The following is a 19,785-nucleotide window of genomic DNA, read 5'->3' on the forward strand; positions in this document are numbered from 1 at the left end:
GCCCCCCCCCGCCCCGGCGCGCCCCCCCGCGCCCCCCCCGCGGGCCCCCCCCCCGCCCGCCCCCCCCCCCCCCCCCCCCCCCCCCCCCCCCCCCCCCGGCCCGGGGCACTCCCACCCACCCACCGTCCCTTTAATGTCATTTACTGCATTGCGCCCTATATTGGGTCTGTGATCAGGCGGCTGGACCTACTCGACACCGCTGACGACGGCATCACGGAAAGCGAGGTCTTCCGGCTCGCCCTTCAGCACTCCATCGCGGAGCTGGGCTGCGTCGGCGGGGCCGTCTACCTGCGGGGCCCCATGTCGGCCCTGCGTCTGGTGTCCTCCACCGGACTGCCGTCGTCGGTCACGCGCGCATGGGAGATCGTCGACCAGGACGGGCCCACGGCGACCGCCCGGGCCGTACGCTCCGGTGAGCGCGTGTGGGTGGCCGCGCTCCCCGCCGACATGGCCGAACCCAGCGCGCCGCTGCTGTCGCGGTCCGGCTGGTTCTCCGTACCTCTGGCCTACGAGGGCCGTGTCATCGGTGCGATCACCTGTCTCACCGGTGACAACGAGGAGCCCACGTCCGAGCAGTGGACGTTCCTCACCTCGGTGGCCGAATGGACCACGAACCGGCTGAAGAAGATGCCGGCGCCCGAGCGCCTGCACACCGACCTCGACGCCACCCCGGTCGGCTCCTGGGAGTGGGACGTGCGCACCGGCGAGCTGATGTGGGACCAGGTGGCCATGGAGGTCTACCAGACCGAGCCGGGGGACTTCGTGCCCGGTGTCGAGACCTGGATGAAGGTGGTGCACCCCGACGACCTCGCGACCACCCTGGCCGCCGTCGAACGCACCATCCGCACCCACGCGCCGTTCGAGGCCGAGTACCGGGTCCGGCGCGGCGACGGGGGCTACACCTGGACCCGCGCGTCCGGTCACGTCGTGCTCGACGACGAGGGCCAGGTCGTGCGCGTCGTCGGCAAGGGCTGGGCGAGCGACGCCGCGCGCTCCAACCGGGACACGCTCAGCCGTGCCCTGCGGCACATGAGCGACGCCTTCCTGTCCGTGGACGACGACTGGCGGATCACCTTCGCCAACCTGGAGGCGGAGCGCATTCTCGGTTCGGCCGACGAGCAGCTCTTCGGCCGGAACCTGTGGCACCTGCCCGCCCTGCGCCATGTGCCCGACCTGGAGGAGCGGTACCGGCGCGGCGCCGCGCAGTCCACGGCGGCCGGCTTCGACATCGCGCTGGCCGACACCGGACGCCGTTACGACCTGCGGATCGTCCCCGTCCCCGGCGGCCTCACGGTGTACTTCACCGATGTCACCGATCGCCGGCGTCGTGAGGCCGAGGAGGCGGCGGCGGTCCGAGCGGCCGCCGAGCGCGCGAGCCGGACGGCGGAACTGACCACACAGCTCGCGGCGGCGACCACCTCCGAGGACGTGGTGACGGCCGTCGCCCAGCGCGTCCTGCCCCCGTTCGGCGCCCAGGGCCTGCTCGTCCTCGTCCTCGAGGACCAGAGGCTGGTGCACATCGGATCCGTCGGCTATCCGGGCTCCTTCCTTCAGCGGATGCACGGAGCCCACGGCAGGGACCTGTCGGACGCCGATCCCGCCGGGCAGGCGATCCTGACCGGCGAACCCCGCTTCTACTCGTCGCGCGAGGAATGGGCCACGGCCTTCCCCGACTCCGGCGGCCTGCCCACGACCGACAAGCAGGCCTGGGCGTTCCTCCCTCTGACGGCCTCCGGCCACACCTTCGGCGTGTGCGTCATCGCCTTCGACACCGCCCGGCACCTCACGGCCGAGGAACGCACGCTCCTCATCACCATCAGCGCCCTCGTGGCGCACGCGCTGGAGCGGGCCCGGCTCTACGAGGCCGAGCTCACCCGCTCCGAGGAACTCCAGCAGGCGCTGCTGCCCCGTGAGCTCCCCACCGTGCCCGAGGCGACCGTGACGGCGCGCTATCTGCCGGCCGGGGAGACCTCCGACGTGGGCGGGGACTGGTACGACCTGATCCCGCTGTCCGCGGGGCAGGTCGCCCTGGTCGTCGGTGACGTGATGGGCCACGGGCTGTCCGAGGCCGCGACCATGGGGCGCCTGCGCACCGCGCTGCACACGCTCGCGGCCCTGGAACTGCCTCCCGACGAGATCATGGGCCACCTCAACGACATCGTGGGCGGCCTCGGCGAGCACGCGTACGCGACCTGCCTGTACGCGCTGTACGACTCCACCGACGGATCGTGCACCATGGTGCGGGCGGGCCATCCGCCGCCGCTCGTCGTCCGGCCGGACGGAAGCGCCGACTTCCCCGAGGTCGCCGTCAACCCTCCCCTGGGCGCCGCGTTCCCGCCGTTCGAGACGACACAGCTGCAACTGCCGGCGGAGAGCCTCCTGGTCCTCTACACCGACGGGCTCGTGGAGTCACCGCAGCGGGAGATCGACCAGGGCATGGCCCAGCTCGCCGGTCTGCTCGGGGGTGAAGCCGGTTCCCCCGATCTGGAGGTCCTGTGCGACTCCGTGACCGCGGGGCTGCTCCCGGGTGGGCCCACGGCCGACGACGCCGCCCTGCTGATCGCGCGCCTGCACCACGTGGCCGACCGGCAGGTGGCTTCCTGGGCGCTGCCGGAGGGCCCGGAGGCCGCGGGCGAGGCCCGTCGCCATGTACGGGAGCAGCTCGCCCGATGGCATCTGGACGACCTGGTCATGACGACGGAACTGCTGGCCAGCGAGCTCGTCGGGAACGTCATCCGGCACGCCGGCGGCCCCATCGGTCTCCGCCTCCTGTGCAGCGGAACGCTCGTCTGCGAGGTGTCCGACGCGAGTCTGACGATGCCCCGTATCCGGCGTGCCACGGACACCGACGAGGGGGGCCGCGGGCTCCAGCTCGTCAACGCCCTCTGCGAGCGCTGGGGCAGCCGCTACACCCCGGAGGGCAAGGCCATCTGGACCGAGCAGGCCCTTCCCGACGCGGCGGAAGCGCCCGGCGAAGATCCGGATCAGGACTCCTCGAGCCGGTCGTGACGCCCGGAAAGCCCCCGCGGGCAGCGTATCGACCACGCCACGGGGGCACTACGGGGAGACTGCTGATCCGACGTCAGCTGCGCGCGAAGTCCAGCAGGTCGGCGTTGAACACCTCGGCGAACTTCGGCACCATGGCCAGGCCGTGGGGAGCGCCCGGGTACACCTTGTAGACCGCGTCCTTGACGAGCTTCGAGGACTTGTCCCCGGAGGCCACGATGGGAACGATCTGGTCGTCGTCGCCGTGCACGATGAGGGTGGGGACGTCGATCTTCTTGAGGTCCTCGGTGAGATCGGTCTCGGAGAACGCCTTGACGCAGTCGTAGGCGCCCTTGATGCCCACGGTCATCCCCCACAGCCAGAACTCGTCGCGCGTTCCCTGGGTGACGGTCGATCCGTCACGGTTGGCGCCGTAGAACGCGGCGCTGAGGTCCTTGTAGTACTGCGACCGGTCGGTCTCGACGCCCTTGCGGATCTCGTCGAACACCTCGACCGGCAGGCCCTCGGGGTTCTCCGCCGTCTTGAGCATGAGAGGCGGGATCGCGCCGACGAGGACCGCCTTGGCCACCCTGCCGGTGCCGTGCCGGCCGATGTAGCGGGTGACCTCGCCGCCGCCGGTCGAATGGCCGACCAGGATGACGTCCCGGAGGTCGAGTGCTTCGATGACCGCCGCCAGGTCGTCGGCGTAGGTGTCGAGGTCGTTGCCGTCCCAGGGCTGGCCGGAGCGTCCACCACCGCGGCGGTCGTGGGCGACGGCCCGGAAGCCGTTGTCCACCATCACCTTCATCTGGGCGTCCCAGGCGTCCGCGGTGAGCGGCCAGCCGTGCGAGAAGACGACCGGCTGACCGGATCCCCAGTCCTTGTAGAAGATCTGCGTGCCGTCCTTGGCGGTGGCGAAGGGCATGTACGGGTCCTCTCGAATCTGGTCCGGATCCCGGCGCTTCGCGCGCCGTCGGCGACCTCTCGGGTCCTGCCGACGATGCCGTCGGCCGCGCACGCCGTCGGGCACGTACACCGTCGGCCTCGTACGCTGTCCGCCCGTGCGACGGGGAGATCGGCAGCACGAATCGACCGGAATGAGTACGTTGTCCACCTCACACTAGCCCAGGTGCCACGCGGCGTCGCGGCGGGCGGACACCGCATCCGGGCCCTCGTGCGCCGCCGTCACGGACGCGGGTCCTCTCGCCGTCAGGTCGCGGGGCCACCCTCTCCCGGTCCGCCCTGCCCGAAGAGGCCGCGGGCCACCACGCCCCGGGTGGAGAAGGTGACGGGTTCGCCCGGCGGGAAGTCTCCCGGCGGGATCCCGGGGTGGTGTCCGTCGCGGGGTGACGGCTGCCCGGAGCGGGGACCGAGGGCCAGTCGGGAGACGATGCGGTAGCGGTCCCCGCGGTAGATCGAGTGGACGTACTCCACCGGCCGGCCCGAGGCGTCCGAGGTGAGGCGTTCGAACAGCAGGGCCGGGGACAGCTCCGGCACGTCGAGCAGACCCGCCTCGTCGCGGGTCAGGACCGTGGGCTCGATCGACTGGACCGCCTCGCTGACCTGGATCCCGTGCCGTTCGCCGAGGTGTTCGTACAGGTCGCCGTTCTCCAGTTCGTCACTGGTCAGGTCGGGCACGAGGCCGGCGGGGACGTGCAGGTACTCGATGGCCATGGGCGAGCCGTCGACGAGGCGGAGCCGTGCCACGTACCGGATGTCGGCAGCTGGAGAGACGCGCAGCCTGCGGCCCACCCGGGCACCGGCGGACACCGTGCTGAACTCCAGGAGCCTGCTGGTCCAGGTGCCCGCGGCCCGGGGCAGGCTGAACGTCCGCCGGTCCGGGACGAGTTCCTGCGTGATCTTCTCGGCGGCCACGAACATGCCCCGTCCGTGCTCACGCACCAAAAGCCCGGCCAGCACGAGTTGGTCCACGGCCGCCCGCAAGGTGGGGCGGGACACCCCGAGTTGCGCGCAGAGCGTGCGCTCGGAGGGGATGGCGTCGCCGGGACGGCGTTCCTCGATGAGTTCGAGGATCGTGTCCCGGACCCTTTCCCGCTTGAGTACCGCGCGGGAGGCGGCGGAGTCGATCTCCATGCGGGACCCTCTCTCGTCGTCGGTGCCGGCCAACTGGTATGGCCCCTGACCCTAACTGGTCCGCCGATTGCCGTGAATCGGTTCCGGCCCGCTTGACCCAACGGTGACGCGCGCTGCCACCTCCAGCCAACTTCCCTTGAATGCAAGGGGGTTGACGGACGCATTGGTCTATGCCACTTTTCAGGCGACGTCAACTGGTAAGGCCGATCGGTCAACTGGTCAAGCACGGCATGTCTCCACGTGTTCCTGAGCACCCCCACCTCCCGCGCCCCGCGGGGGCCCACCGGAAGGAACTCACATGAGAAACCGCCCGTCCACAGGCCGCCGCCGCGTGGCCCTCGCCCTGTCGGCCCTCCTGGGCGGCACCGCCCTGGTGGCCGTTCCGATGTCCGCTCCCGCCGCCGCGGCCGGAGGCCTCGCCGTCCAGTACCGCACCAGCGCGAGCGGTGCCACCGCCGACCAGAGCGAGCCCTGGTTCAAGGTGCGCAACACCGGTTCGGCGTCGGTGCAGTTGAGCCAGGTGAGGATCCGCTACTACTTCAAGGCGGACTCGGCGGGCGCCGCCTACCGCTTCGCCTGTTCCTGGGCCGTCAAGGGATGCGCGAACGTCACCGGCACGTTCGGCACCCTGGCCCACCCCACCGGAACCGCGGACAGGTACCTGGAGATCGGCTTCACCTCCACGGCCGGCGCGCTGGCTCCGGGCGCCGACACCGGTGACATGCAACTGCGCTTCTACCAGTCCACCTGGCAGTCCGTGAACCAGGCGGACGACTACTCCTTCAACGGGGCGCAGACCTCGTACGCGGACTGGAACAAGGTCACCGCCCAGCTCGCCGGAACCACCGTGTGGGGCACGGCGCCCGCGGGCAACGACCCAACGGATCCGACCGACCCCACCGATCCGACCGACCCGCCCGGCGGCGGCCAGGCGCTGTTCGACGACTTCACCTACTCGTCGTACACCGACCCCGCGATCTCCGCGCACGGCTGGAACGTCCGCTCGAACTCCGGCGGTCCCGGGGTTCCCGGCGCGACCTGGGATCCCTCCAAGGTGACGTTCCCCGTCGTGTCGGGCAACACGGTGATGAACCTCCAGACGTCGACCTCGGGCACCGCCGAGTCCACCCGGCAGACCGAGGTCGTCTCCAGGAGCACGAAGTTCAAGAACGGCACCTACGCGGCGCGGGTGAGGTTCGCCGACGCTCCCGAGTCCGGCCCCGACGGCGACCACCTGGTGCAGACGTTCTTCACCATCAACGACCTCACGGCGCCGATGGCCGACGACTACGCCGAGTACGACTTCGAGTACCTGCCCAACGGCGGCTGGGGCGAGACGGGCAACATCCTGTACACGACCTCCTGGGAAACGTACAACCCCGACCCCTGGCAGGCCGTCAACCAGCACACCGAGGCCCGCCGGAGCTATGCCGGCTGGCACGACCTGGTCCTCACGATCGACAGCGGCAGCATCAAGTACTACATCGACGGACAGCTCTTCGGCACCCACGACGCCCAGTACCTGCCCGAGCGGCCGATGTCGATCAACTTCAACCAGTGGCTGATCGACCTCGCCGGGCAGACCTCGACCGGGGCGCGCGCGTACAACGAGCAGGTCGACTACGTCCTGCACGTCAAGGACCAGGTCCTCACCCCGGCCCAGGTCGCCTCGAAGGTGGCCGCCTACCGCGGTGCCGGAACCGCGTTCGTGGACGAGGTACCGGCTCCCTGACACGGCCGGTCCGAAGGGCCTGCCGGCGAGCGCGCGGGCGCTCGCCGGCAGAGAGGTTCACACGGCGGGTGCGCCGACCGCAACCGGTCAGCCGCGGTGGCCCGCTCCCCGGCCCAGCCCGGCCAGCACCGCGCGCGCCATGGCCTCCTGGCCCTTGGCGTTGGGGTGGGCCGGAGCCGCGGGCGAGGTCGGGCGCAGCGGCTCGATCCAGCGGTCGGCGGGCGCCTTGCACATGTCGTGGCCCACGGTGGGCCTGTAGGTGTCCACGTACTCGGCCCGGTTCAGGAAGGCCACCGTGCGGAGCATCAGGTTGAGCCGCTTGCCGGTGTCGCGCAGATAGGGGAAGTCCTTCGCGGCGAAGGGCACCGTCGGGTAGCAGCCGCTGCCGTCGTCGGGCAGGAGGTCGGGGTAGCCGACGACGACCACGCGGGCGTGCGGCGCCCTGGCGTGTATCTCACGCAGCACCCGGGCGACCTTGGGAGCCGTCCGGAGGATGTTCACGGTGAGCTGGTCGTAACCCGCGGCGCCGTAGTACTGCTGACAGGGGTTGCCCGCGAGGTCCTTCGAACCGAGCCCGGCGCAGGTGGAGATGATCGGGCCGAAGCCCATGTCGTTGCCGCCGATCTGCAGGGTCACCAGGTCGGTGCCGTGCTTCACCGCGTCGAGCTGGGGTCCGTTGGTCCCCTGTGCCTTCCACATCTCGTCGGTCTTCGCGCCGCCGCAGCTGACGTCCGTGAAGGAGGCGACCTTGCGGGCGGCCGCGGTGATCGAGGGGTAGTTGTGGTCGGAGCGCGCGCAGTTCGCGTCGACCTGCTGAGGGATCAGGGGCCCGGAGGTGTACGAGTCGCCGAGCGCGACGTAGTCCACGCCATGGGCCGTGTGCCCTTCGCCCGCTTCGGCGGGGGCCGCCGCCGCGACGCCCGCGACGAGCGCGCAGCTGCTCAGCGCGGCCCCCAGCGCCAGTGCGCCCCGTCGCCCGGGACCGGCGTTTTCCGGACGCGTGTGATCGTTCATCGTGCCCCTCCCCTGAAGCCATGACAGCCTGCTGAACGGGTACCGGCGTCCCGCGGCGCACGGGTTTCGCGGCGCCGCGGCAGGCCGGACGGCTCCTGCCCGGCAGACCCAACCTGGTCTGTATACCGGCCGGTAGGCCGCCGGAACAGGGGTTGATCGCCCTCCACTTGTCCAACTCTCGTCCCCCGCGCACCGGTTCACCGTGCGTGCGTACGCTCGATGAGCACGGGGTGACGTTGGGCGACGGATCGCGCCGGATCGGGCGCGGTCCCGCGTGGCCTACGTCGTGGGTTCCTGCCGCGCGGACGCGCCGGGGGCGGCGTCGCCGAACCGGATGGTGAAGTCGTCCAGGGCCAGGCTGAGCAGGGGCGCGCGGCGGCCCAACTCCCCCAGCGGGCCGCCTTCTCGCCCGCTCCAGCGGGCCCGTGCCGTTCGGACGGCGGAACGCGACCGGACGGAGCTGGTCTTCAGCGTGCCGTCGAGGGTCTGCGTGACGCGGTAGGTGAGGGGCCAGCGGCCCGGCAGCCGGCGGCCGGGTTCGAAGGACGCGGTGGCCAGGACACCCTTGTCCGTCGACGCGCCGGCCCGGACGCCGGCGGTCCGGTCGATGTCGAAGTCCGCCATCTCCTTGGGGATGCCCCACAGTTCCCTGCCGCCGGCCATCGAGGCGGCGCTGTCCACCCAGATGTCGGTGACGCAGACCCGCGGGCGGCGGCCGTCCCGTACGAGGACGGCCCGGAGCAGTTCGTTGTAGTGCAGGACGCTGTCGTTCTCGTAGACGACCCAGGCGGCGCCGACCGCGCCGCGCCCGGCGACGGTGACCGGCCGGGTGCCGTCCGCCACCGGGGGCAGTTCGCGGGCCGGCACCAGCCACAGCGACAGGTACATCTGGCCCGCCAGGTGCCAGGGTTCCTCGGGGTAGGGCGTCACGGGGTGTCCTTTCCGGTGGGGGGTTCCAGCGACAGTGCCGCCGGTGCGCCCGTGGGCACGGCGGGGTTCCTCGGCGGTACCGGCCGCACCCGGCGGTAGGGCAGACCGGGTTCGGGCCGGGGGTCCGCCTCCCCCTGGTTGGGCCACAGGGCGACGGCCCGCTCGGCCAGGGCGGTGATGGTGAGGGAGGGGTTCACGCCGAGGTTCGCCGAGATCGTGGAGCCGTCGATGACGTGCAGACCCGGATGCCCGTGCAGCCGGTGGTAGGGGTCGACGACACCGGTCCCGGGGTTCTCGCCGACGGTGCATCCGCCGATGAGGTGTCCGGTGGTGGGGATGTCGAACAGATCGCCCCAGGTGCCGCAGGCCTGGCCGCCGATGCGCTCGGCCGCCGTGCGGGCCGCCCGGTGTCCGGCGGGTATCCAGGACGGGTTGGGCGTGCCCTCGCCGGGGCGGCTGGTCAGCCGCTTGCGCCCGGTCAAGGTGCGGCGGAGGTACGTCGTCACGGAGTTGTCGAGGGTCTGCATGACCAGCAGGACGACGGTCTGCTGGGACCAGCGGCGCGGGTTGTGCAGGCCGGGCAGGTCGCGCAGGCTGCGTGCCATCGCGGCCAGTCCGGTGAGCAGCCGGGAGCGGCCGCGGACGGGGTCGACGAGCACGGCGCCGAGCAGCCCGAGCAGATTGCTCCCGCGGCCGTAGCGGACGGCTTCGACGTGCGTGTTCTCGTCGAGGTGGACGGAGGAGGTGATGGCGACGCCACGGCTGAAGTCGGTGGCCTTGTCCCTGGCCCTGACACCGAGGATCGCCTCGGAGTTGGTGCGGGTCAGCCGGCCGAGGCGGGGCGACACCCGTGGCAGCGAGCCGCTCTCCCGCAGCCGGTGCAGCAGCCGCTGGGTGCCGAGGGCGCCTGCCGCGAAGACGACGTGCCGGGCGGTCAGGGTCCGTACACGGCGGCGCGGTCCCGCTCCGGTGCGTACCGAGGTGACGGCCCAGCCCTCGCCGCGCGGGGTGACGTCGGTGACCGTGCGCAGGGCCAGCACCTCGGCGCCGGCGCGTTCGGCCAGGCCCAGGTAGTTCTTGGGCAGGGTGTTCTTCGCGTTGTGCCGGCAGCCCGTCATGCAGGCGCCGCAGTGCAGACAGGCGTTGCGGTCCGGCCCCGCCCCGCCGAACCAGGGGTCCGCGACGCGGGCGCCGGGTGCCGTGCCGGGCGGCCCGAAGTACACGCCGACCGGCACGGTCCTGAAGGTGTCCGCGCGGCCGAGGTCGTCCGCGGTGTCCTTGAGGAGCCGGTCGGCTTCGGTGAACAAGGGGTTGTCGGTGACGCCGAGCATGCGGCGGGCCTGGGCGTAGTAGGGCGCGAGTTCGCCGCGCCAGTCGGTGATGGCCGCCCACGGGGAGCCCTCGTAGAAGGCCTCGGGCGGCTCGTAGAGCGTGTTGGCGTAGCCGAGGGAGCCGCCGCCGACGCCCGCGCCGGTGAGGACGAGGACGTCGCCGAGCAGGGTCATGCGCAGGATGCCCGTGCAGCCGAGGCGAGGGGCGAAGAGGTAGTCGCGCACATGCCAGGAGGTTCGGGGGAAGTCGGCGTCGGCGAAGCGGCGTCCCGCCTCCAGGATCCCGACGCGGTACCCCTTCTCGGTGAGGCGCAGCGCGGTGACGCTGCCACCGAATCCGGAGCCGATGACGAGTACGTCGTAGTCGGGTGTGTCCATCAGGGCCCCTTCGGTACGAAGTCGGCGAGGACCGGGCCGATCAGGCGGGCGATGTTCGCCCGGCGGACTTCCGGGTGTTCGCCCGCGAGGCGCACCGGCCCTTCGAGGCCCAGGGTGTGGGCCGCGAGCGCGAGGTGCGGCAGGAGGACGAGCAGCAGGGACAGCAGGGCGTCGACGTCGGCCCCCTTGCGCAGGTCGCCGGTCTCGACCGCCCGCTCGACCAGGGGGCGCAGACCGGCGAGGTACATGTCCTGCACCGGGGCGCGTACGGCGTTGCGGACGGCCGGGTCGAGCTCCATGTTGGTGGCCGCGGTGACCCCTCGTTCCAGCGGGTGGCCGGCGAAGTAGTCGAACCACGCCTCCAGGGCGTCGGTGAGATGGCGGGAGAACTCCGTGGAGCCGTCGTATCCGTCGAGCCAGGGCCGCATGGCGGCGTAGACGCGCAGGGAGGTCTGCTCGGCCACGTAGGCGAACAGGTCGAGCTTGCCCTCGAAGTACTGGAACAGCGAGCCCTTGGCCACGCCGGCCTCGCGGGCGATGACGTTGAGGCTTCCGGTGGAGTAGCCGTGGGTGCCGAACTCGTCCATCGCGGCGACCAGGACCCGTTCGCGCCGTACGGGTGACAACCGGGTCCAGGTGGAAGTGGGCATGCGTGCTCCTGCGTATGACCGGGCGGTCATGTGACCGCCCGGTCATCGTGGGCGCGGCGGACGCGCCCTGTCAACGAGTCCGGCAGGAAAGGGAGTCGACGGGCAAGGATCGCGGCGGCCGGCACCGCCGGGCCGCCGCACGCCCGAACTCCCGCTCACGTCGGGGTCATTGACACGGCGGCCCGACGGACAGCAGCCTGTGACCGGCCGGTCATGTGACCGGGTGGTCACCGGCGTGGGTTCAGGAAGGGGCGGACATGGACAGGGTCTGTGTGATCGGGGCGGGCTCGTCCGGGATAGCCGCCTGCCAGGTGCTGGCGGAGCGCGGGATCGCGTACGACTGCTACGAGACCGGCTCGGAGGTCGGCGGCAACTGGCGTTACCTGAACGACAACGGGATGTCGTCCGCCTACCGCTCGCTGCACATCAACACCTCGCGCCAGATCATGGAGTACGCGAGCTTCCCCATGCCGGAGGACTGTCCGGTCTACCCCAGCCACTTCCACATCGCCCGGTACTTCGACAGCTTCGTGGACCACTTCGGGCTGCGGACCTCGATCGCCTTCCGCACCGAGGTGGTGCGCGCCGAACCCCTGCCCGGCGGAAAGTGGCGCGTCACGACCCGCCGTCCGGACTCGGGTGAGACCGCCGAACGGGTCTACGGTGCCGTCCTCGTCGCCAACGGTCACCACTGGAAGGCCCGTTGGCCCCGGCCGTCCCTTCCGGGAGCCGAGGAGTTCACCGGCTCGCAGACGCACTCGCACGACTACCGGACACCGGAGCCCTTCGCCGACAAGCGCGTCCTCGTCCTCGGCATCGGCAACTCGGCCTGCGACATCGCGGTGGAGACCTCACGGGTGTCCCGGCGTACGGTCCTCGCCATGCGCCGCGGTGCGCACATCCTGCCCAAGTACCTCTTCGGCGTGCCCACCGACCACCTCACCGGCTCCTGGCTGTCACGGGCTCCGCTGTCCGTCCAGGAGCAAGGCCTGCGGCTCCTGCTGCGGCTCAGCCGGGGCCGGCTGGAGGACTACGGGCTGCCGACGCCCCGGCACCGCGTGCTGGGCGCCCATCCCACCATCTCCGACGACCTGCTCTCGCGCCTCGGCCACGGCGACCTCACGGTGAGACCCGCTCCCGTGCGGCTGGAGGGCGACCGGGTGACGTTCGAGGACGGAAGCGAGGAGGTGATCGACGCGATCGTCTACTGCACGGGCTACGACATCGCGTTCCCGTTCCTCGAGGACGAGGTGATCGATCCGTCCGACAACGACATCGAGCTCTACCACCGGGTGGTCGCGCCGGACCGTCCCGGCCTCTACTTCATCGGACTGGTCCAGCCCCTCGGCGCGATCATGCCGCTCGCGGAGGCGCAGGCGCACTGGGTGGCCGATCTTCTTCAGGGCCGCTGCGCGCTGCCCGGACCCGAGCGGATGCGCCAGGAGGCCGGCGCGTACCGCGCGAGGCTGGCACACCGCTACGTCACCTCGACCCGGCACACCATCCAGGTGGACGCGCAGGCCTATCTCCGGGAACTGCGGACGGAACGGCGCAGGGGCGCGGCCCGGGTCCGACGGGGGGCCACCAGCCGCTGAGAGCGCCACGCGCCACGCGCCACGCGCCGAGCAGTCCACAACCCCGCCCCGCCCGACGAGACATCGTCGACGCACGCCCACACCCCGACCCCACCCCGCGTGATCCAGATCACGTGACATCGGTGCATAGCGGGGCGCCCCCCAGCGTCTTTCCCCAGGTGTACGAGCCGGCAAGTGCGGGGACGGTGCGGATGGAACAGGCAAGAGCCGAAGGGACCGACGGCTTCGACGGGTTCGTCGCGGCCCGTTGGTCGGCGTTGTTCCACCTCGCGCGCCTGCTCTGCGCCGGCGACCGGCACCGCGCCGAGGATCTGCTCCAGGAGGCCCTGGTCAAACTCTGGTTCGCCTGGCCGAAGGTGGCCGACGGGGCGCCCGAGGCGTACGTACGGAAGGTCCTGGCCCGCGCCGCCGCCCGCTCCGCACGGCGGCGGTGGTGGGGCGAACGCCCCGTGGAGGCGCTGCCGGACGTCGCGCACACCGGCGACGAGTCCGCGGCCGTGGTGGAGCGCTCGCGCCTCGAAGCGGCCCTCGCCCAACTGCCGCCCCGGCAAAGGGCGGCCGTGGTGCTGCGCTACTACCAGGACCTGCCCGAGAAACAGGTCGCGGAGGTCCTGGGCTGCCCGCTGGGCACCGCCCGTTCCCACGCGTCACGCGGTGTGGCGCGACTGCGCCAGATCCTGGCGGATGTCATCGAGCCGGTGGGGTGAAGAGAAGAATGGATCAATTCGAGCGGGAGTTGGCGCGGATGATGCGCGACGCCCAGGAACACACCCCCTTCGAGCCCGCACAGCAGAACAGCCTCCGGGAGGGCGTCCGCGTCCGCCGCCGGATCCGCGCGGCGCAGAAGGCGGCGAGCTGCGTCCTGGCCGCCGCCGGGATCTGCGTCGGCATCTTCCTGCTGCCGCACGCCCCGGACCGCGACCGCCCCCTGGGTCCCGTGCCGCGGCCCACGATCACCCCCACCTCCCCGCACGTCACCCCGTCACCGACCCCGTCGTCCGGCGGGACACCCAGCGAGTCGGCCACCGGCACGGCCGGGAACACCCCCGGGACCTCCGGTCCTCCCGAGACGCCCACCACGACGGAGAGTTCGACCTCGGTCGCCTCCGAACCCGGCGACACGGCCACAGCCACGACCCGCGCGCCCGCCACCCAACCGGCGACGCCGAGCCAGACCCCGACGTCCTCGCCGCCTCCGTCGCACCTCGAACCCTCGTCGTCGGCCGAGACGAACACCGGCTAGGCCCCGGCACCGGTCCCGCCGGCGCCGTCACCGGCCGCACAACCCCCCATTCACACCCCCGTCGACGCGGTTCGGCCGCGAGCACCTCCGGCCTGCCTCACGACAGCGCACAGAACAGGACACACCATGACGAAGGTATTGCGGTCCGCGCCCACGGGCTTCCAGGACTCCGCGGATTCCGAAGGCCGCGATTCCGAAGGCCGCGAGAACGTGGAGGACTTCGGGGAACACGACAGCGGGCCGCCCCGGGAGCGACGGCCGGGCGAGCGAAGGTCCCCGGAAGGGCTTCCTCCCGACCGCACGCCCGCCGGCCGTGTGCTCGTGGACCGCCTGCCCGTCCGGCTTCCCCTGCCGGCGGACCACACCGAACCCGTTCTCGACGTGGTCGTCCCCGTGTTCAACGAGGAGACCGACCTGGAACCGAGCGTGCGTCGCCTGCACGCCCATCTGCGCGAGACGTTCCCGTACCCGTTCCGCATCACCGTCGCCGACAACGCGAGCACCGACGCCACCCCGCGGATAGCCGCCCGGCTGGCCGCCGACCTGCCCGAGACGACGTGGATACGCCTGGACGAGAAGGGGCGCGGCCGGGCTCTGCGCGCCGCGTGGTCGGGCTCGAACGCGCCGGTGCTCGCCTATCTGGACGTCGACCTGTCCACCGAGCTGAACGCGCTCCTGCCGCTCGTCGCCCCGCTGATATCCGGGCACTCCGACATCGCCATCGGCACCCGGCTGGCCCGCGGCTCCCGGGTGACGCGCGGCCCCCGACGAGAGATCATCTCCCGTTGCTACAACGCCCTGCTGCGCTCCGCCCTCGCCGTCGGCTTCTCCGACGCGCAGTGCGGCTTCAAGGCCGTCCGCCGCGATGTCGCCGAGCGCCTGCTGCCGCTGGTCGAGGACTCGGGCTGGTTCTTCGACACCGAGCTGCTGGTGATCGCCGAGCGCGCCGGGCTGCGGATCCACGAGGTACCCGTCGACTGGGTGGACGACCCCGACAGCCGGGTCGATCTGCTCTCGACCGCCGTCGCCGACCTGCGGGGCATCGCGAGGATCGGCCGTGCGCTGGCCCGCGGCACGCTGCCCATGGCGCGGCTCGGGCGCGCCTCCGAGAGCGCGCCGCGGACCTCCCTGACGGCTCAGCTGCTGCGGTTCGGCGCCGTGGGCGCGGTCAGCACGATCGGGTACGTCCTCCTGTACGCGGCTCTGCGCCCGATGACGGGCCCTCAGGCCGCCAACGCCTGGGCGCTGCTGGTCTGCGCCGTCGCCAACACGGCCGCCAACCGCCGGCTCACCTTCGGGCTGCACGGCAGGGGCGGAGCACTGCGCCACCAGGCCAAGGGGCTGGCCGTCTTCGGTCTCGGACTCGCGCTCACCAGCGGCTCACTGGCCGCGCTGCACCACTGGACGCACACACCAGGACGCTCCACCGAGATCGTGGTCCTCGTCACCGCCAACCTGGCGGCGACACTGCTGCGGTTCCTGCTCCTGCGCACCTGGGTGTTCGCCACCGCCGCCCGGGGCGACGGCACGGGAAGCGGGCCACGATGAACGGGCCCGGTCTCACGGCCACCCCGGCACCCCAGGGCGACAGGCCCCGGAACACGGTCCGCTGGCCCACGATCACACGGCCGGAGGGAGCGGACCCGGACAGTACGGCCCCGGACAGTACGGCCCCGGACGGCACGAGCCGGGGCGGTACCGACCCGGACGGCGGCCTCGCCCTGCGGCAACGGCTGTGCCGCGCGGCGAGGCGGCACGGTCCGGTCCTCGCCCTGTACGGCACGATGAAGCTCGTCGGCTTCTGCGTCTTCATGTACCTGCTCGACTCCTCCGGCGACTTCCGCCGGAAGAACCCCCGCTTCGGGGGCGGCGCCCACGCCTGGGACGTCCTGGCCACCTGGGACGGCTGGTGGTACCAGCAGATCGCCGCGCACGGCTACCACCCCGCCCTCGTACCGGTGCGCGGCGCCACCGGCCTGATCACCCTCGAAGGCAACTCCGCCGCGTTCTTCCCTCTGTACCCCGCCCTGATGCGCCTGGTCTCCTCCTGCACCGGGCTCGGTCTGCTCGGCGCGGGCCTGGTGGTCTCCGTCGCCGCCTCCTTCGTGGCCGCCCTGGCCATCTACGCCGTGACCGCCCACGTCAGCGGCCGGCGCGCCGGGCTGGCCGCCGCGGGGCTGTGGGCCGTGTGGCCCGGATCCGGTGTGGAGTGGTCCGGCTACTCGGAGTCCCTCTACGTCGCCCTCGCCGCCTGGGCCTGCTACGCCGTCATGCGCCGCAACTGGCTCACCGCGGGCCTGTTGACCTGCGCCGCGGGCCTCACCCGGCCGACGGCCACCGCACTGATCGGGGCACTCGCCCTCGTCGCGCTCGTGGACCTGGTCCGGCACCGGCGCGCGCTGCGCCGACCGGGCGACCGCCCCGCCCCGAAATGGGCACGGCCCCGGGGCGCGGTCCTGCGCCCGGTGACGGCCGTCCTGATCGCCCCTGTCGGTCTGGCCGGCTACCTCGGCTGGGTGGGACACCGGATGGGCGACTACGGCGGGTACTTCACGCTCCAGGACAAGGCCTGGGCCCACTCGTTCGACTACGGCCGGCACACCGTCAAGGTGCTCTCGTCCCTGATGGTCGGCCACTACGACTACCTCTTCGCCTACCCCCACGAAGACGTCATCGCCGCCGGCACCGTCCTGCTGGCCCTGATCAGCCTGCCCCTGCTGTTCCGGCTGCGCCCGCCGCTCGTGCTGACCGTCAGCACCCTGCTGACCATGGCACTCGTCCTGGGCAGCCAGCAGATCTTCGGCAACGTGTCCCGCTACCTGCTCCCGGCCTTCCCGCTCCTCATCCCCTGCGCCACCGCCATGCGCCGGCTCAGCCTTCCGGTCCTGTGCGCGATCCTCACGATCGCGGCACTCGCCTCGGGCTCCTACGCCGGGTACGTCCTGTTCGAGGTCGGCATCCCATGACGGAACGTGCCCCGCACCGGATCCTCGGCGCGGGGCACGTTCCCGCCGTGGCGGGTGTCAGGCGTTCTTGGGCGCCGCCTGCTGCACGACCTCGAACGACCAGACCGAGGACCCGCTCGCGGCGGGCTTCGGACGGTCGCCGCCGCCCTGGTGGGCCGCCTTCATGGGGCCCTCCATCCACGCCTGGAACGATGCCTCGTCACGCCAGCGCGTGTACACCAGGTAGTCGTCGGTGCCCTCGACGGGGCGGAGCAGCTCGAACCACTCGAAGCCGTCGGAGCTCTCCACGGCGCCGGCACGCGAGGAGAAGCGCTTCTCGAGGGTTTCCCGCTGTTCAGCGGGGACGGTCAGCACGTTGATCTTGACTACGCTCATGCCTCCATCCTGCCGCACCGCGAACGGCGCACGGCTCGGGGGCCGCCCGATGCCCCCGCCCGGACGGCCCCCTCGCTCCGGTTCCGGCTCAGCCGGCGGTGAGGAGCTGGAGCGTGTCGATGACGCGGTTGGAGAAGCCCCACTCGTTGTCGTACCAGGCGACCACCTTGATGTGGCGGCCGTCGACGCGGGTGAGGGCCGAGTCGAAGATCGACGAGGCCGGGTTGCCCGTGATGTCGGACGAGACGAGCGCGTCCTCCGAGTATTCGAGGACACCGGCGAGCGGGCCCTCGGCCGCGGCACGGTAGGCCGCGAGGACCTCGTCACGGGTCACGTCGCGGGCCACGGTGGTGTTGAGCTCGACGATCGAGCCCACCGGCACCGGCACCCGGATCGAGTCGCCCGACAGCTTGCCGTCGAGGTTCGGCAGCACCAGGCCGATCGCCTTGGCGGCACCGGTCGTGGTCGGCACGATGTTGACGGCGGCGGCACGGGCCCGCCGGGCGTCACGGTGCGGGCCGTCCTGAAGGTTCTGCTCCTGGGTGTACGCGTGCACCGTCGTCATGAAGCCGTGCTCGATGCCGGCGAGGTCGTCGAGCACGGCGGCCAGCGGGGCGAGCGCGTTGGTCGTGCACGACGCGTTCGAGACGATCGTGTGCAGGGCCGGGTCGTAGGCGTCGTTGTTGACACCGAAGGCGAGCGTCACATCGGCGCCCTCCGCCGGCGCGCTGACGAGCACCTTCCTCGCACCGGCGTCGAGGTGCGCCCCGGCCGCCTTGGCCGAGGTGAAACGACCGGTGGCCTCCAGGACGACGTCGACGGCGAGCTCGGCCCAGGGCAGCTGCGCCGGTTCACGCTCGGCCAGCACCTTGATGCGCTTGCCGTCCACGACAAGGGTGTCCCCGTCGACGGTCACCGGGCGGCCGAGCCGGCCCGACGTCGAGTCGTAGGCGAGCAGCCGCGCGAGGGCGGCGGGCTCCGTCAGATCGTTCACCGCGACGACTTCCAGGTCCGTGTCGCGTTCCAGCAACGCGCGCAGAACGTTGCGTCCGATGCGGCCAAATCCATTGATGGCGATACGAGTCATGAGTGATGTCCCTTCGGCTCCCTTCCAGGTTCGCGCGCCGTGCGGGGCGGTGACAGCGGCGAGATCGCCATGGTCCGCAAGGATCGCGCCAGCCCGCCGCGGTCGGTCCGCGGCGGCCTATTCGCCCTGGGTGAAGGTGCGCCGGTACTCACTCGGGGAGGTGCCGAGGATCCGGTGGAAGTGCAGCCGCAGGTTGGCGCCGGTGCCGAGGCCCACGCCCGCGGCGATCTGCTCGACGCTCCATTGCGAACGCTCCAGGAGTTCGCGGGCCATGTCGATGCGGGCCCGCATGACCCATTGCATCGGCGTGTACCCGGTGTCCTGCGCGAAGCGCCGCGAGAAGGTGCGCGGCGAGACGGCCGCGTGCTGGGCGAGCGTCTCCAGGGAAAGGGGTTCGCCGAGCCGGTGCAGTGCCCATTCGCGGGTGGCGGCGAACCGTTCGCCCAGCGGTTCGGGGACGCTGCGCGGGACGTACTGCGCCTGTCCGCCGCTGCGGTAGGGGGCCGCGACCAGCCGGCGGGCCGCGTGGTTCGACGCGGCCACTCCGAGGTCGCCGCGCAGGATGTGGAGGCACAGGTCGATCCCGGAGGCGGCGCCGGCCGACGTGAGCACACTCCCCTCGTCGACGAACAGGACGTTCTCGTCGACGTCGATGAGCGGGTGTTTCGCCGCGAGCGCCCGTGTGTAGTGCCAGTGCGTCGTGGCCCGCCTGCCGTCGAGCAGCCCGGTGGCGGCGAGCGCGAACGCGCCCGTCGAGATGGCCGCGAGCCGGGCGCCCCGCTCATGGGCCTCGATCAGCGCGTCGACGACGGCGGGCGGCGGGTCCTCGCGGTCCGGGGACCGGTAGCCGGGGACGAAGACGAGTTCGGCCCACGCGAGTTGTTCGAGGCCGTGGGCGACGTGGTACGACAGGCCGTCGCCGCCGGTCACGAGGCCGGGTTCCGCGCCGCACACCCTCACCTCGTACGGCATGCTCGCCCGGGTTGTGAACACCTGTGCGGCAATACCGACATCGAGTGGTTTGGCGCCCTCGAGGACGAGAACGGCGACGCGACGCAAGGGGGATGCCGGCACGGTGAAGAGGGTACGCGAGCGGGCGGATCCTTCCTGTTCGACGTGCTCGCGCGGACCGTCCACGCGGACCGTTCACGCGGGGCCCTTCGCACCGGCCGTTCGCGCGGACCGTTCGCACCGGCCGTTCACGCGGGACCGTTCGCGCGCAGGCTCCTCCAGCACCCCTTCTCACACCCGTACGTGATGCCCCGGCACCACAACCGGCGTAGGTCCGGCGCGACGGTCCCGGAGTCCCCGCGCGCGGCCGACGACCGCCGGCAGGACCGGTGGGCCGCCGGGATTGCCCTCACGAGCGCGGAGCTGCGGCTTTCCGTCTCCGTGGCTCGGTACC

Annotated in this window: 16 protein-coding genes; 7 read left to right on the forward strand and 9 right to left on the reverse strand. The window is 71.9% G+C overall.

What is annotated here, in order from left to right:
* The first annotated feature begins 168 nt into the window (after nt 1–168).
* Complete coding sequence (locus ACFYW9_RS03240; protein WP_389144023.1) at nt 169–3,009, forward strand: SpoIIE family protein phosphatase; 2,841 nt, start codon at nt 169–171, stop codon at nt 3,007–3,009.
* A 73-nt stretch (nt 3,010–3,082) separates the two neighbouring features.
* Here ACFYW9_RS03240 and ACFYW9_RS03245 read toward each other — a convergent pair whose 3' ends face one another.
* Together ACFYW9_RS03245 and ACFYW9_RS03250 are read right to left on the reverse strand one after the other, a co-directional pair.
* Nucleotides 3,083–3,910 carry an alpha/beta hydrolase gene (locus tag ACFYW9_RS03245; RefSeq protein ID WP_351864353.1) on the reverse strand — a complete coding sequence of 276 codons (828 nt, stop codon included), beginning with the start codon at nt 3,908–3,910 and terminating at the stop codon, nt 3,083–3,085.
* A gap of 284 nt (nt 3,911–4,194) precedes the next feature.
* Nucleotides 4,195–5,079, reverse strand: a complete 885-nt coding sequence (locus ACFYW9_RS03250; protein WP_389144027.1) for a GntR family transcriptional regulator — start codon at nt 5,077–5,079, stop codon at nt 4,195–4,197.
* A 298-nt stretch (nt 5,080–5,377) separates the two neighbouring features.
* Here ACFYW9_RS03250 and ACFYW9_RS03255 point away from each other — a divergent pair, with 298 nt between their 5' ends.
* A complete protein-coding gene (locus tag ACFYW9_RS03255) occupies nt 5,378–6,811 on the forward strand; it encodes a cellulose binding domain-containing protein (RefSeq protein ID WP_389144030.1) in 1,434 nt (477 codons plus the stop codon).
* An 87-nt stretch (nt 6,812–6,898) separates the two neighbouring features.
* On the opposite strand, the gene ACFYW9_RS03260 is transcribed toward ACFYW9_RS03255, so the two are convergent.
* The 4 genes from ACFYW9_RS03260 to ACFYW9_RS03275 form a co-directional block, all read right to left on the reverse strand.
* Nucleotides 6,899–7,825 (reverse strand): SGNH/GDSL hydrolase family protein, encoded by a 927-nt coding sequence (locus ACFYW9_RS03260; protein ID WP_389144033.1) that lies wholly within the window; start codon nt 7,823–7,825, stop codon nt 6,899–6,901.
* A gap of 279 nt (nt 7,826–8,104) precedes the next feature.
* Nucleotides 8,105–8,755 carry an acetoacetate decarboxylase family protein gene (locus ACFYW9_RS03265; RefSeq protein WP_389144036.1) on the reverse strand — a complete coding sequence of 217 codons (651 nt, stop codon included), beginning with the start codon at nt 8,753–8,755 and terminating at the stop codon, nt 8,105–8,107.
* Complete coding sequence (locus tag ACFYW9_RS03270) at nt 8,752–10,464, reverse strand: GMC oxidoreductase (RefSeq protein ID WP_389144039.1); 1,713 nt, start codon at nt 10,462–10,464, stop codon at nt 8,752–8,754. The genes ACFYW9_RS03265 and ACFYW9_RS03270 overlap by 4 nt, the downstream gene beginning before the upstream one ends.
* Nucleotides 10,464–11,114: a TetR/AcrR family transcriptional regulator gene (locus ACFYW9_RS03275; protein WP_329303372.1), complete on the reverse strand. Its 651-nt coding sequence runs from the start codon at nt 11,112–11,114 to the stop codon at nt 10,464–10,466. The genes ACFYW9_RS03270 and ACFYW9_RS03275 overlap by 1 nt, the downstream gene beginning before the upstream one ends.
* A gap of 257 nt (nt 11,115–11,371) precedes the next feature.
* Between ACFYW9_RS03275 and ACFYW9_RS03280 the strand changes: the two genes are divergently transcribed.
* From ACFYW9_RS03280 to ACFYW9_RS03300, 5 genes are all read left to right on the forward strand, one after another.
* A complete protein-coding gene (locus tag ACFYW9_RS03280) occupies nt 11,372–12,709 on the forward strand; it encodes an NAD(P)-binding domain-containing protein (protein WP_389144043.1) in 1,338 nt (445 codons plus the stop codon).
* Nucleotides 12,710–12,900: 191 nt separating this feature from the next.
* On the forward strand, nt 12,901–13,416 hold the full coding sequence (locus tag ACFYW9_RS03285) for a SigE family RNA polymerase sigma factor (protein ID WP_326783739.1): 516 nt from the start codon (nt 12,901–12,903) through the stop codon (nt 13,414–13,416).
* 8 nt (nt 13,417–13,424) lie between these two features.
* The gene (locus tag ACFYW9_RS03290; protein WP_389144047.1) at nt 13,425–13,952 is read left to right on the forward strand and encodes a hypothetical protein; all 528 of its coding nucleotides are present in this window, start codon (nt 13,425–13,427) and stop codon (nt 13,950–13,952) included.
* Between the two features lie 321 nt (nt 13,953–14,273).
* The gene (locus tag ACFYW9_RS03295) at nt 14,274–15,500 is read left to right on the forward strand and encodes a glycosyltransferase (RefSeq protein ID WP_389144770.1); all 1,227 of its coding nucleotides are present in this window, start codon (nt 14,274–14,276) and stop codon (nt 15,498–15,500) included.
* A gap of 236 nt (nt 15,501–15,736) precedes the next feature.
* A complete protein-coding gene (locus tag ACFYW9_RS03300) occupies nt 15,737–16,918 on the forward strand; it encodes a hypothetical protein (RefSeq protein ID WP_389144772.1) in 1,182 nt (393 codons plus the stop codon).
* A 57-nt stretch (nt 16,919–16,975) separates the two neighbouring features.
* On the opposite strand, the gene ACFYW9_RS03305 is transcribed toward ACFYW9_RS03300, so the two are convergent.
* The 3 genes from ACFYW9_RS03305 to ACFYW9_RS03315 form a co-directional block, all read right to left on the reverse strand.
* Nucleotides 16,976–17,293: an antibiotic biosynthesis monooxygenase family protein gene (locus ACFYW9_RS03305; RefSeq protein WP_389144050.1), complete on the reverse strand. Its 318-nt coding sequence runs from the start codon at nt 17,291–17,293 to the stop codon at nt 16,976–16,978.
* An 88-nt stretch (nt 17,294–17,381) separates the two neighbouring features.
* On the reverse strand, nt 17,382–18,380 hold the full coding sequence (gene gap / locus ACFYW9_RS03310) for a type I glyceraldehyde-3-phosphate dehydrogenase (RefSeq protein ID WP_389144053.1): 999 nt from the start codon (nt 18,378–18,380) through the stop codon (nt 17,382–17,384).
* A gap of 117 nt (nt 18,381–18,497) precedes the next feature.
* Nucleotides 18,498–19,454, reverse strand: coding sequence for a GlxA family transcriptional regulator (locus ACFYW9_RS03315; RefSeq protein WP_389144056.1), 957 nt, complete (start codon nt 19,452–19,454; stop codon nt 18,498–18,500).
* Nucleotides 19,455–19,785 lie beyond the last annotated feature (331 nt).

The organism is Streptomyces sp. NPDC002698 (assembly GCF_042888945.1).
In the GTDB taxonomy this organism is placed as follows: Bacteria; Actinomycetota; Actinomycetes; order Streptomycetales; family Streptomycetaceae; genus Streptomyces.